The 13,478-nt window shown below is 58.5% G+C and carries 8 protein-coding genes; 2 read left to right on the top strand and 6 right to left on the bottom strand.

The annotated features are described in order from the left end of the window. Nucleotides 1–2: 2 nt before the first annotated feature. The 3 genes from EV281_RS13495 to EV281_RS31120 all read right to left on the bottom strand — a co-directional run bounded on the left by EV281_RS13495 (nucleotide 3) and on the right by EV281_RS31120 (nucleotide 4,969). On the bottom strand, nucleotides 3–2,192 hold the full coding sequence (locus EV281_RS13495) for an anthranilate synthase (RefSeq protein WP_132653603.1): 2,190 nt from the start codon (nucleotides 2,190–2,192) through the stop codon (nucleotides 3–5). Nucleotides 2,193–2,436: 244 nt separating this feature from the next. Then, a complete protein-coding gene (locus tag EV281_RS13490; RefSeq protein WP_132653602.1) occupies nucleotides 2,437–4,668 on the bottom strand; it encodes a TonB-dependent hemoglobin/transferrin/lactoferrin family receptor in 2,232 nt (743 codons plus the stop codon). Continuing rightward, nucleotides 4,553–4,969, bottom strand: coding sequence for a hypothetical protein (locus EV281_RS31120; RefSeq protein ID WP_165911877.1), 417 nt, complete (start codon nucleotides 4,967–4,969; stop codon nucleotides 4,553–4,555). The genes EV281_RS13490 and EV281_RS31120 overlap by 116 nt, the downstream gene beginning before the upstream one ends. On the opposite strand from EV281_RS31120, the gene EV281_RS13485 reads away from it, so the two are divergent. Further along, nucleotides 4,948–5,865: an extensin family protein gene (locus tag EV281_RS13485; protein ID WP_132654294.1), complete on the top strand. Its 918-nt coding sequence runs from the start codon at nucleotides 4,948–4,950 to the stop codon at nucleotides 5,863–5,865. The two genes, EV281_RS31120 and EV281_RS13485, sit on opposite strands and share 22 nt — an antisense overlap. A gap of 206 nt (nucleotides 5,866–6,071) precedes the next feature. Here EV281_RS13485 and EV281_RS13480 read toward each other — a convergent pair whose 3' ends face one another. After that, nucleotides 6,072–7,751: a formate--tetrahydrofolate ligase gene (locus EV281_RS13480; RefSeq protein ID WP_132653601.1), complete on the bottom strand. Its 1,680-nt coding sequence runs from the start codon at nucleotides 7,749–7,751 to the stop codon at nucleotides 6,072–6,074. A gap of 156 nt (nucleotides 7,752–7,907) precedes the next feature. Between EV281_RS13480 and EV281_RS13475 the strand changes: the two genes are divergently transcribed. Further along, nucleotides 7,908–8,435 (top strand): TIGR00645 family protein, encoded by a 528-nt coding sequence (locus EV281_RS13475; protein WP_132653600.1) that lies wholly within the window; start codon nucleotides 7,908–7,910, stop codon nucleotides 8,433–8,435. An 86-nt stretch (nucleotides 8,436–8,521) separates the two neighbouring features. Here the strand turns inward: EV281_RS13475 and EV281_RS13470 are convergent, their stop codons facing one another. Both EV281_RS13470 and putA read right to left on the bottom strand, forming a co-directional pair. Next, nucleotides 8,522–10,198, bottom strand: a complete 1,677-nt coding sequence (locus EV281_RS13470) for a hypothetical protein (RefSeq protein WP_132653599.1) — start codon at nucleotides 10,196–10,198, stop codon at nucleotides 8,522–8,524. Between the two features lie 93 nt (nucleotides 10,199–10,291). Further along, the gene (gene putA, locus EV281_RS13465; RefSeq protein ID WP_132653598.1) at nucleotides 10,292–13,408 is read right to left on the bottom strand and encodes a bifunctional proline dehydrogenase/L-glutamate gamma-semialdehyde dehydrogenase PutA; all 3,117 of its coding nucleotides are present in this window, start codon (nucleotides 13,406–13,408) and stop codon (nucleotides 10,292–10,294) included. Nucleotides 13,409–13,478: the final 70 nt, after the last annotated feature.

The raw sequence follows: 13,478 nt of genomic DNA, 5'->3' as shown, positions 1-13,478 counted from the left end.
TGTCAGGCCGCCTTGGTCTTTGCCCGGCGGGCAAGATGCGCAACCACATTCTCGATCATCCGCATGCCGGCATCGCCGCCAAGCGTCATGATCGATTCCGGATGGAACTGTACCGCCGCGATCGGTTCCTTGGCATGCTCGATGCCCATGATGGTGCCATCCTCGCTCTCCGCAGTGATGATGAACTCCCGAGGCAGTGTCGAAGGATCGGCAAAGATCGAGTGATAGCGGCCGACAGTGACTTCCTTGGCTAGCCCCGAGAAAACGATACCCGGCTCCAGCACGCGTATCCGCGATGGCTTGCCATGCATCGGCAGCGCCAGATGACGAAGCTCGCCGCCATAGGCTTCGGCGAGAGCCTGCAGGCCAAGGCAGACGCCGAAGATCGGCAGGTTGCGGGCGCGGGCCTTCTTGATCGTCGCCTTGCAGTCGAAATCCTTGGGATTGCCGGGACCAGGCGAGAGGACGACGAGATCCGGGTTCAGCCGGTCGAAAATCTCCTCCGGCACCGGCGTGCGCACGGTCGAAACCGTAGCGCCCGTCTGGCGGAAGTAATTCGCCAGCGTATGCACGAAGCTGTCTTCGTGGTCGATCAGCAGGATGTTGACGCCCTTGCCAACAGATGCAACATCGCGCTGGGTCTTGCCGGAATTGCCCGTCCTGGCATCACGAATTGCGGAAAGCATGGCGGAGGCCTTCAGTTCGGTTTCTGCTTCTTCTTCCTCGGGAATCGAATCATTGAGCAGCGTCGCGCCGGCGCGCACTTCCGCAATACCATCCTTGATGCGTACGGTGCGCAGCGTCAGGCCGGTATTCATATCGCCATTGAAGCCGACCATGCCGATCGCACCACCATACCATGCGCGCGGGCTCTTCTCATGCGATTCGATGAAACGCATGGCCCAGAGCTTCGGCGCACCCGTTACAGTCACGGCCCAGGCGTGGCTGAGGAAGCCGTCGAACGCATCCATATCGTCGCGCAGGCGGCCCTCGATATGATCGACCGTGTGAATGAGGCGCGAGTACATCTCGATCTGCCTGCGGCCGATGACCTTTACCGAGCCCGGCTCACAGACGCGGCTCTTGTCGTTGCGATCGACGTCCGAGCACATGGTGAGTTCGGACTCGTCTTTCTTGGAATTCAAGAGCTTCAGGATCTGCTCGCTGTCGGCGATCGGATCGTCGCCGCGCTTGATCGTGCCCGAGATCGGGCAGGTCTCGATGCGGCGGCCGGACACGCGCACGAACATTTCCGGCGAGGCACCGACCAGATATTCCTGGTTTCCGAGGTTAATGAAGAAGGAATAGGGAGACGGATTGATCGCCTTCAGCCGCTTGGAAATGTCGGATGGCTTGCTTTCGCAACGCTCCATGAATTTCTGGCCGGGCACGACTTCGAAAAGATCGCCTTTGCGGAAGCTCTCCTTCGCCTTGACGACAAGTTCAGCATATTCGCCCGGACGATGATCGCTCTTGGGCGGGATGGCATTGGTGCGCACGAAGGGCTCTGCCGCAATATCCTCGGCCTTGCCTTCGGTCGTCTTGCCATCCTTGGCGAAATCGTACCGATCGATCCATGCTTTGGCGGCGTAGTTATCGACGACGAGGATTTCATCCGGCAGGTAGAGAACCATGTCGCGCTGATCGGAAGGCCGTTCCAGCTTCAAATTGATCGCATCGAACTGGAAGGCGAGATCGTAGCCGAAGGCGCCATAAAAACCGAGGCTGGCATCGGCCTGCGAGTGGAAAAGATCGGTGATGGCGCGAAGGACGGTAAAGACCGTCGGCATTTTCGAGCGCTCTTCTTCGGTAAAGACGCGATCCGGCATCTTCACCGTAAGGTCGAGCCGGCGTGCGCTCGATGCGCCAAGCTCTAGCTCACGAACCGTCTTCAGCCGCTCGGCGATAAAGCCGAGGATAACCTCGCCGCGCTCGTTATGGGCCTCGATCCAGACATTGCGGCCGAAGGAGGAAACACCGAGCGGCGGATCAACGACGGCCGTATCCCAACGCGTATAACGACCCGGATATTCGTAATTCGAGGAAAAGACGGCGCCCCGCCGCTCGTCGAGCTTGTCGACATAGGACGAAACCGCATCGGCATAGGGAATGGCTCGCCTTTGCCTCGTGACGGTGATGCCGCCCCTGGTCTCGTAGATTTCCGCACCATCATCCCGCAGGATCGTTACCATAGTTCCACTCCGTTATCGGGCCCGGACGAAGGCGGCCTTTGAAACAAAAAAGCCGCCTCGAAGTTTCGGGCGGCTCGTTCGTCGTCTTTGGACACGATTGGTCGAGGCCGCCTCAGCGAGCCCACCACCAAACTGCAATGTTCAAGGACTTCTTCATGGGCAAAATTGTTAGCCTGAGATGAGGCCAAGCGCAAGGGGGCCATTCGCGCAGCAAAAAGGGCGGCCCAACGCCGCCCTGGGAATATTAGAAACGCTGGGTCAATGTGACCTTAAAAGTGCGCCCGGCATCGGAATAATATTCCGTCGGCTGTGCAGCCGGCACTGCAAGCGTCTGCGTATTGACCGCCTCGTAGTAAGTTTTGTCAAAGACGTTATAGACACCAGCTCGAAGCGTCATGCCCTTGATCTGTTCGGGCTCCCACCATGCAGTCAGATCAACGACGCCATATCCCGGCGCATCGAACGTCTTTGGGTTGCCGTCATCCTTCGCTCCGGTCGAAGCGTTGAAAGTGACATCGGTACCCCAGGTTTCGGCGGCATAACCGGCACTGGCAATCGCCTTGAAGGGTGTAACCGATCGAATGACTTCGTTGGTGTCTGTATCGATGCCGTTCATATAGCTGATACCGGCCGAGACATGGAAGCCATTGTCGAAGGTCTTATGCGCGTTGGCTTCAATACCGTAAATACGGACATGGTTACGGTTGAAGTACGAAGTAATGCCGAGGGGATATGTGCCGGTCGTGTCCGTGATAGACTCGGTATCGATGAAGTCGCGATACTTGTTGTAGAACAGACCGAGGTGACCACCGAGGTCGTCATCACCGAAATTCGCGCCGATTTCGATGCCTTGGCTGGTTTCCGGCTTCAGATCCGGATTTCCAAGGTTGAGGTAACTGCCCGGCGCGCCATAATCGAGATAGAGCTCCTGAACATCAGGCGCACGGAAGCCCATCGACCACTGCGCGTAGATTTCGACATCCTCGCGAGGCTCGAAGGATGCTCGCAGCTTCGGCGAGAGCTGGCTATCGCTCTGCCCAGCTGGCAGACCATCATAGGCAGGGTTCTCTTCATAAGCAGCCGTCTGCTTCGGGCTGTAATCATACCAATCGAAACGGACACCCGGTGTCAGCGAGAAGGGGCTGTCATCGACCGAGATCTTGTCATCGATAAAGAAACCAACCCTCTTGCCGTCGACGTCGGGCATATCGGATTGATTTGTATGCAGGAAGTTACACGCAGCGAACGGCGCGAACGGTCCTGGCCCGCAATTGTCCTCACCAGAGGAATACTGGCTTGCCGTCGAGAACGAAATATCCAGCCCGGCGGTTACTTTGTGATTGAAACCGCCTTCTTCGAAACTCTTCTCGGCATTTCCGGCAAAGCCGATCGCCCGCTGCTCGAATTCGTTGTCACGTTTAAAGATACCGATCGGCGAGGTGCTGCGAATGCTGTCATCGCCGGCGTTTTTTACAACATCCTGCCAGTAGAACACCGCATTTGCCCGATCGATCAGGCTATCCGCGTCCGTGGCTTCATATTTGTAATCCAGCGATACACGGTCGCGCTTGGCATCATTGAACGTATTGCGGTTGCCTGGACGATAGGTGCCGGTAAGCCCCTGCCCCGTCATAAGATCGATGTCGCGATCCTTGTCATAATGTTCGCCGGTCAGCCCGAAAGTATGGCCACTATCCGTATATTGACGAAGCTTGAAGAGGAAATTTTTCGAACGGTAGTCTTCCGGATTTTCCTCGGTGCGCGTCGCGCCGTATCCGCCAACGTCACCGTTGTTCTCAGACTCGTGGCCCTTCCGATAATCGCCCTGGAACAACATGGCAGTATTGTCGATGCGTTTCGCGACGGCGGCGGAACCTCCGAAGCTGCGATCCTTACTGTCGTAGCCAAACTTGAAAATACCGCCCCATGTCGCATTCGGATCGATAAGATCTTCCGGCTCCAGCGTCCGCAGAAGCAGTGCGCCGCCGAGAGCACCGGAACCGGCTCGGCTGGAGTCCCCTCCCCGCAAAACGTCAACTGTCGAAAGGGAATCAAAGTTGAAGGTGTTGCTTCCGCCTTCGGCACCGCGCGCGCCGTCGTCGAGATAAGGAATCGGAATACCGTCAATTGTCGTCAGCACGCGGCTCTGTTCGAGACCACGGATATTGACGCTCTCATTGTTGACGTTGAAGAAAACGCCAGGTTCGGTAGTGCGACCGAGATCTTCGATACTGGTGATCTGCTTCTGATCGATCTGTTCGGCAGTCGTCTCCGAGACCATCGGGCTGTCCGCTGCGCTGCCGGCATCCTTTACAGCACGAGAACCTTTCACGACGATCGGCGCCAACACGGTGGACTTTTCATCCGTCGTGGTCGCGGCGGGTGTGACGCTCTGCGCGAAGGCATGTGAAAGCGGAAAAGTAATTGCGGCTGCTGTGCAGACCAAAAGCGCGGAACGCCAACGTCCAAGAACCATGAAACCAACCCTTGAGTGATGAATAACCGGGCTGGCTGGTCGGCATCAGATGCACGAGGGGCTGGCTAGGCACGTAGAACGGCCCCAACGGCCGCCTTCTTTTTGCCGCATAAAAAACATGACTTTTATTGTCAATATATAGCGCCGATTTATCTTGAATAAGATCATCAAGTTTTAACGAAGTCAGCAAACGTTGCGCAATTGCAACGAATTCGCCGCTCTTGCGTTTCCTCTCCGCGCGATCGACGACGGGAAAGACATGTGAGAGAATTTCGGAAGATGGCGGTCCTTCTTGCCGCACTCGCCCTGCTCCCCGGAGCAAGACTGCCGCGAAACGGCCCGGTGCCGCAAGCAAAGCCAGAAACAGCAGTTGAGGCCCCCGCGGCCCCCGAACCGGAAAAGAAGCCGCAAGCGAAAGAAGCTCCCAAGTCTCCGCAGGAAGCAGCGCCCGAGCAGAAGCCGGAGACACCACTGCCAGCTTCGGAAGTTCCAGCGCCTCAGCCCAAACCTGCCGAAATCCCTCCCGCCCCACCAAGCGGAAAGGACGAGTTACCTCCTGCTCCGTCGGAAGAACAGAAGCCACCAACACCAGGCGAACAGACCCTTGAGGAACAGCACCTAACCATCGAGCCCGAAAGCGATGCGGACCATGCAGAATGTACTAGAGAATTGCAGGGCCTCGGCGTCGTCTTCAGAGAGACATCCCGTATCGATGGTGGCAACGGCTGCGGCATCGACAAGCCGATCGTTGTCTCTGAGGCCCTGCCCGGCATCAAACTGAAACCTGAAGCAACATTGCGCTGCCCGACGGCACTGGCGCTGGCGCGATGGATGAAGGGAAGCGTCATTCCCGCAGTCTCGGTCGCCCTGCCGGAAAGCGGCGGTATCACCACGATCAATCAGGCCTCCGCTTACATCTGCCGCCTGCGCAACAGCGCCGAAACAGGCAAGATTTCCGAACATGCCCGCGGCAACGCGATTGACATTGCAAGCTTCAGCTTCGAAAAGGGCGAGGATGTCGCCATCCGCTCACGCCGTGAGGATTCCACACTGACCGGCGCATTCCAGCGCACTGTGAGCGCGGCAGCCTGCCTTTATTTTACGACGGTACTCGATCCGGAGAGCGACGCAGCCCATGAGACTCATTTCCATCTGGACGTGATCGAAAGGCAAGGCAGCTATCGCTACTGCCACTAAATATTTCAGGCACTTGAGATAACAGCTTGAATCGGTTCCTCAGATCCCCAAATCAAAGTCTCAGGACGATGAGGTCGAGGATCGAAAGCGTATGAAGGCTATCGCAGCCTGTATCATCTTCTGCCTGCTTTGGGCTGCCGTGGGCTTGTTGTTTTCGGGAAACGCCGGCGTCATCTCGCCATCAACAGCGCGAACGCCACTGAGGATCAGAACAGCCCCTCAATGTAGCCCTGGTCATTCAGGAAAATTCGTTCCGCCGACGGTGATTTCGGCAGACCGGGCATGGTCATGATCTCGCCGGTGATAACGACGACGAAGCCCGCACCTGCCGACAAGCGCACTTCGCGCACGGATACCACGTGCCCCTCAGGTGCGCCGCGCAGGTTCGGATCTGTCGAGAACGAATATTGAGTCTTCGCCATGCAGACTGGCAGTTTGCCGTAGCCCTGCTCCTCCCAAGCCGCGAGCTGATCGCGCACGGCCTTGTCGGCCGTCACTTCGCCCGCGTGATAGATCTTCGATGCGACGATCTCGATCTTTTCGATAAGCGGCAGGTCATCACCATAGAGCGGCTCGAACTTCGCCTGCCCGGACTCGGCAAGTTCCACCACTTTATAGGCGAGGTCCTCGATGCCGGCCGAACCCTCCGACCAGTGGCGGCAGAGAATGGCTTCTGCGCCGTGGCGCGCGACAAATTCCTTCACAGCGGCGATTTCCGCATCCGTATCCGAAAGGAAGTGGTTGATCGCAACCACAACAGGCACACCGAACCGGCGCACATTGGCGATGTGGCGGCCAAGGTTGGAGCAGCCACGAAGCAGCGCCCCCACATTTTCCGTGCCGAGATCGTCCTTCTTCACGCCGCCATTCATCTTCAGCGCCCGGACTGTCGCGACAATCACGGCAGCGCTCGGCTTCAATCCCGCCTTGCGGCACTTGATGTCGAAGAATTTCTCAGCCCCGAGATCGGCCCCGAAGCCCGCTTCCGTCACGACATATTCGCCGAGCTTCAGCGCCGTCTTCGTCGCGATCACCGAGTTGCAGCCATGGGCGATGTTGGCGAAAGGCCCGCCATGTACGAAGGCCGGATTGTTTTCGAGCGTCTGCACGAGGTTGGGCTGCATGGCATCCTTCAGGAGCACGGCCATGGCGCCGTCCGCCTTGAGGTCGCGGGCATAGACCGGCGTCTTGTCGAAGCGGTAGCCGATAATAATGTCACCGAGCCGGCGCTCCAAATCCTTGAGATCGCTCGCCAGACAGAGAATTGCCATGACTTCGGACGCCACAGTGATGTCGAAGCCGTTTTGCCGCGGAAAGCCGTTGGACACGCCACCGAGCGAGGAGACCATGCTGCGCAACGCCCGGTCGTTCATGTCCATCACCCGCCGCCAGGTGATCCGGCGCAGATCGATATTCTGTTCGTTACCCCAATAGATGTGGTTATCGATCATCGCCGCGAGCAAATTGTGTGCCGAGGTGATCGCGTGGAAATCGCCCGTAAAATGCAGGTTGATGTCTTCCATCGGCACGACCTGCGCATAACCGCCGCCCGCCGCCCCGCCTTTCACCCCGAAGCAGGGACCGAGCGAAGCTTCGCGTATGCAGACGATCGCCTTCTTGCCGATGCGGTTCAGCCCGTCGCCGAGGCCGACCGTGGTCGTCGTCTTGCCCTCGCCCGCCGGCGTCGGATTGATGGCGGTGACGAGGATCAGCTTGCCGTCCTTCCTGTCTTCCTGTGCGGCAATGAACTCGGCGCTGACCTTGGCCTTGTCGTGACCGTAGGGAACCAGTTGCTCCGGCGGGATGCCGAGCTTGGCGCCGATCTCGAAGATCGGCTTCTTCGTTGCCGCACGCGCGATTTCGATATCGGACTTAATGGCAGCCATGGATCAGGTTCCCCGCTTTCTGAGCGCGTGACGGACTCGGGCGTTTATTCAACGAGATAGCGAAATATGCCCAAACTGTGAATAGAGCTGCGCTTGCGGCCCGCTTGTTCGGCTGCTTATTAGGAACAAGCGATTCTGGGCTTTACGGGGCCAACCATGAAATCACTCGAGCTCCTCGTCGAGCGCATCATTCTTTCCAGCCGCTGGTTGCTGGTGGTTTTCTACGTTGGCCTCGTGCTGGCGCTCGCCGTCTACGCCGTGTCCTTCGCTTTCAAGTTCCTGAAGGTCGCAGGAAGCGTGTTTGAGCTCGGCGAGGCCGAAATGATCCTCGCCATGCTCGGTCTCATCGATGCGGCACTCGTCGCAAGCCTCATCGTCATGGTGATGATCTCTGGCTATGAGAATTTCGTCAGCCGCTTCGACGAGGCTGAAAAGGAAGGCGAAGTCTCTTTCCTCGGCAAGCTCGATTCCGGCAGCCTGAAAATCAAGGTCGCCTCCTCCATCGTCGCCATTTCCTCTATCCACCTGCTGCAGGTCTTCCTCAACGTCAATCAGTATGAGGATGGCAAGATCATGTGGCTGACCTTCATGCATCTGGCCTTCGTCGTGTCTGCGGTCATGCTCGGCTTCCTTGAGAAGCTGATGAGCGTGACCTCAAAGAATGACCTGAAGGACAAGGAGTAAAGCGGCATAAAGCCGGAAATATTTAGCAAGGACGGGTTGCAACAAAGCGCCGTGTCGCGACGGCGCCTCTTTTCGGAGATCCGGTATCAGTTAACCGAAGCAGAACCCGGAACGATTACCGCCTCGGATTCTCTGGGGCACCGAACGCTTTCCTTCGCGTTCGGTCCGCAGAAGTGAAGGCCAGGCTCCTCATCGTAGGGGATCACGCCATCGATGATGTCAAGCTTGAGCGCTTGAGGCGGATATATATCGCCTCTCCCGAAAGACGGCGTTATCATCATCGTGTCGAAGGCCTCTGGACTAACGCCCATCTCGCTGAAATAGGCGATGAATTTTTCGCGGTCAGCCTCCGTAAGCCTGCTCGCCGGCTGACTGAGACCAAGAGCGGATGTCCTTCCCACGAGCCGCGACGTTCCGCCCATGAAGGCAAGGGTGCAGCTTGAAAAACAGTACGCACCACCAGCAAAGACTTCCCCCTCGGTCGGCCCGCTTTTGGCCATGCTCGCCGTGCAACGCGGATCCTCCATCGGACAATTCGGCAAGCGCGTTCTACCAATCGACGTATCGAGGCCTGCAGCTCGGATCATACGCCCCATTGCGAAGGCTGCATCCTTGTCGCCACCAAAGGACTGAAAGACGATCGGCAATTTTCTGTCGCCGAGCGTCTTCAAGATCGTTTCCAGCTGGCTCGGTGTATCTGGCATGATGTCGCCATCCGCCGAGATCCACTGTGTGCACTCTTCCTGGCAATTGCCATTGTACATCAGGAGAAAGTCCATCGGATGGGTTTTAGGCGCAGGATAGCTTGAGAATACGGTCGCAGGCTTAATCGGCGCCTCAGCGACAACCGCTTTGGGCCCCGGATGGCGGTAGCATACGGCATCCGCCGCTGCGTCCTGCGCGCAGAGCGGCATGCCCGGCCATTCGTTGTAAGCCAGCATATCCGTGATCAGACCCGTCCGAAGTGCTTCAGTCGGCGCGACCATCGCCATGCTGTCGGGTGCAGCACTCATCATCAACTCAACGATGTCGTCGCTGACTCCCATTTCTTTCAGATAGGCCTTCAGAGTCGCGGTAGCTTTTTTGCCTAGCTTGGTGGAGCTGCTTTGCCCGGTAACCTTGCGGCCAATCTCCTTGCGAGAGACTTCCTGCCTCTTCCCATTCACCATCTTATATTCAATGCGATAGGACACGCGCATCTTGCTGTAGACGGTGGTTATCTGATGAACGCCGATGTAGGCCCATTGGGACGAAACCCGCGTCGCACCACCCGCCAAAGCCAGCGGGCATGCAGAAACGCAATACGCTCCATACGAATACGTAGATCCTGCTGAAGCGCCATTCCGCGCCATGCCAGCAATGCAACGGAGATCCTCGGGTGGGCAGCCCTCAAGCCTCGTACCACCGACAGCGGTGTCCAGCCCAGCCTTGCGGATCATTCGTCCGATGGAATAGGCAGCGTTCACATCCCCGCCTTCCGAACGGAATACGACCGGCATTTTCCTGTTTCCGATCTTCTTGAGAATCTTTCTCATTTGGGCGGGTGTATCGGAAGTAATGCGTCCCTCGGCCGAGATCCATTCCGGACAGTCTTCCTTGCAAACAGAACTGCGCACAATGATGAAGCTCATGGCTGGATGTTCTGACTGCTTTTTCTCCGCAGCCTGCGAAAGCGCAGCACCGATTGGGAGGCTGGAAAGAAGTAAGACAAGTATTATTCGAGAAAACAGATACTTGATCGAAGAGAAAATTGCAAAACGCACGATTAGATCGCCTCAGTTGTATCTATTGATACGCTTAGCAACTGTATTAAGCGGCAGCAAGCGAGATATCGACGCTTGCTGCCGTACCCTACTTTACTCCCCCATTGCGATCAGGCTGGCATTGCCGCCTGCGGCAGCGGTGTTTACCGAGATCACTTGTTCAAGTGCAAATCGCTGCAGATAGGCCGGGCCGCCAGCCTTGAAGCCGGTTCCGGACAGGCCCGAGCCACCAAAAGGCTGGGTGCCGACGACGGCGCCGATCATGTTGCGGTTCACATAGACATTGCCGGTATCGAGCGCATCGGTGACGGTGCGGATCGTGGATTCGATGCGGCTGTGGACGCCGAGCGTCAAGCCGTAGCCGGAGGCTTGGATATCCTGCAGGACCTTCGGCAGCTCCTTCGCCTTCCATTTGACGATATGCAGGACAGGCCCGAAGACTTCCTTGGTCAAAGCCGCGGGCTTGTCGAGTTCGATAATATGCGGTGCGAAGAAGCTGCCGCCATCAGGCGCCTTGCCGGCATAGCGCACCTTCTGTGTTTTCTGCATATCGGCGATATGGGCTTCCAGCATCGCCTTCTGCTTCTCGTCGATGATCGGGCCGACATCGGTGGTTTCGAGTGCGGGATCGCCGAGCTGCAGCTCACGCGCAGCGCCCTCGATCATCTGCGTCATATGTTCGGCGACGTCCTCCTGCAGGAAGAGCAGGCGGAGGGCCGAGCAGCGCTGGCCGGCGGAACGGAAAGCCGAGAGGACGACGTCGTCGGCCACCTGCTCGCCGAGCGCGGTTGCATCGACCACCATGGCGTTGAGGCCACCGGTTTCGGCAATCAGCGGCACGATCGGCCCGTCCTTGGCGGCAAGCGCCCGGTTGATCGCCCAGGCCGTCTTCGTCGAACCGGTGAAGGCTACGCCAGCAAGGGCTGCATGCGCCGTGATCGCAGCGCCGACATCCGGACCGCCGGGGACAAAAAGCAGTGCCTCTTCCGGCACGCCGGCCTTGTGGAACAGCTTGACCGCCTCATAGGCGATCAGCGGCGTCTGCGGCGCAGGCTTTGCCAACACCGCATTGCCGGAAACAAGGGCTGCCGAAATCTGTCCGAGGAAGATCGCCAGCGGGAAATTCCAGGGCGAGATGCAGGCAAAGACGCCGCGCCCGCGCCAGAGGTAGCGATTGTCCTCGCCGGTCGGCCCCGGCATCTTGGTCACCGTGCCGAATAGACGTCGCGCCTCGCCGGCATAATAGCGGCAGAAATCCACGGCTTCGCGTACTTCGGCAACGCCATCATCGAGCGTCTTGCCGGCTTCTGCGGCCAGAAGCACCAGCAGCCTGTCGCGGTTTTCCTCCATAAGATCGGCCATGCGCTCCAGCGCCGATGCGCGCTCCTCGACGGAGCGGCGCGACCAGCTCTTGAAGCCCTTGCCTGCGACAGCGAAGGCCTTGTCGATATCCGCCGTAGTGGCGTTGCGGACAGAGCCGACGGTCTTCGAATGATCGGAGGGCGAGATGACGGGCACATCCGCACCACTGGCTGCGACGCCGGGGATGAGCGGTGTGGCCGAAATGGCGGCGAGGCCCTTGCTGATATTGCCCATCAGCTTCTCAAGCGTTGCGCGGTGGCCGAATTCCAGCCCGGCGCTGTTCTTGCGCTTACCATAGAGATGCAGCGGCATCGGAATCTTACTGTTACGCGCGCAGGCGCCGACATCGAATTCCAGCTTGTCTGCCGGACGCTCCAGCAGTGCCTTGATCGGCACGTTCTTGTCGCCGGCCATGGCGACGAAAGAAGAATTGGCACCGTTTTCGAGAAGCCGGCGCACGAGATAGGCGAGCAGATCGCGATAGCCGCCAACTGGCGCATAGATGCGGCAAGCGATGCGATCGTTTGAATTCAGCAGGTGATTGTAGAGGCTCTCGCCCATGCCATGCAGGCGCTGGAACTCGAAGCCGGAACGGTCATTGCCGGCAAGTTCCAGGATGGTGGAAACCGTCAGAGCATTATGGGTGGCAAATTGCGGGAAGATACGCGCCCGCTTGGCGAGCATGTGCTGCGCACAGGCGAGATAGGAAAGGTCCGTCGCCTGCTTGCGTGTCCAGACCGGATAATCGTCGAGCCCGCGCTCCTGCGCCCGCTTGACCTCGGTATCCCAGTAGGCGCCCTTGACAAGGCGCACCATCATGCGGCGGCCGTGCTTTGCACATAGCCCGTCGATATAGTCAATCACGGCGACAGCGCGTTTCTGATAGGCCTGGATCGCGAGACCGAAACCATCCCAGCCGGCGAGCGACGGATCGGAAAACACGGCCGCGATCACGTCGAGCGACAGTTCCAGCCGATCCGCCTCTTCGGCATCGATGGTAAAGTTGAGCTGGTGGGCCTTAGCCATCTGCGCAAGCTTCAGGAGATCGGGCACGAGCTCCTTTATCACCCGGTCGCGATGGGTGGCGAGATAGCGCGGATGCAGCGCCGAGAGCTTGACCGAGATGCCCATGCGGTCGGGCAGCTCCTTGGCCTTGCCGTTCTTCGCCATCCAGCCGCCGATTGCTTCGATCGCCATCGCGTAGGACTGCCAATAACGCTTGGCGTCCTCAGCCGTGCGCGCTCCCTCGCCCAGCATGTCGAAGGAGTGGCGATAGCCCTTCTCTTCGCTTTTGGCCGCGCGGTTCAGCGCATCCTTGATCGTCTCGCCGAGCACGAAATGATGGCCGAGGAAACGCATGGCCTGCTTGGTTGCATTGCGCACTGTCGGCAGACCCATGCGTTTGACCAGGCCGCGCACCACGCCTTCAGGCGTTTCGCCGGGGCGGATGATACGAGCCGAAAGGCCGAGCGCCCAGGCCGAGGCCGAAACGAACCAGCTGTCGGCCTTTCCCTCATGCTCGCTCCAGCCGCCCTCCTTGAGCTTGTCCTCAATCAGCTTGTCCTGCGTCAGCGCGTCGGGCACGCGCAACAGCGCCTCGGCAAGCACCATCAGTGCCAAACCTTCCTTGGTCGAAAGGCCATATTCCCGCAGGAAATCTTCCACGCCGCCGATCGATCCGGAATTGTTTCGGATCGCCTCGATCATGCCACTCGCACGGTTGTCGATCGCCATATCCTGCGCGGCTGAAAAGCGAAGGCCCTCGGCAAAACCATGCAGCAGACGATCGTCGTCACCGGCAAATGGAGCGTTGAATGGAGTAAAAGGCGTGGAAATCTGGGTCGACATGAAGGGTTCTCCGTGATTTCGGCAACATAGCTGTTCATTCGTGGCGTTTTTCACTAAACTGAAGCCAGCC

Origin of the sequence: Rhizobium sp. BK418 (assembly GCF_004341105.1) — a bacterium.
In the GTDB taxonomy this organism is placed as follows: domain Bacteria; phylum Pseudomonadota; class Alphaproteobacteria; order Rhizobiales; family Rhizobiaceae; genus Rhizobium.
This window is presented reverse-complemented; position numbering and strand designations above follow the sequence as displayed.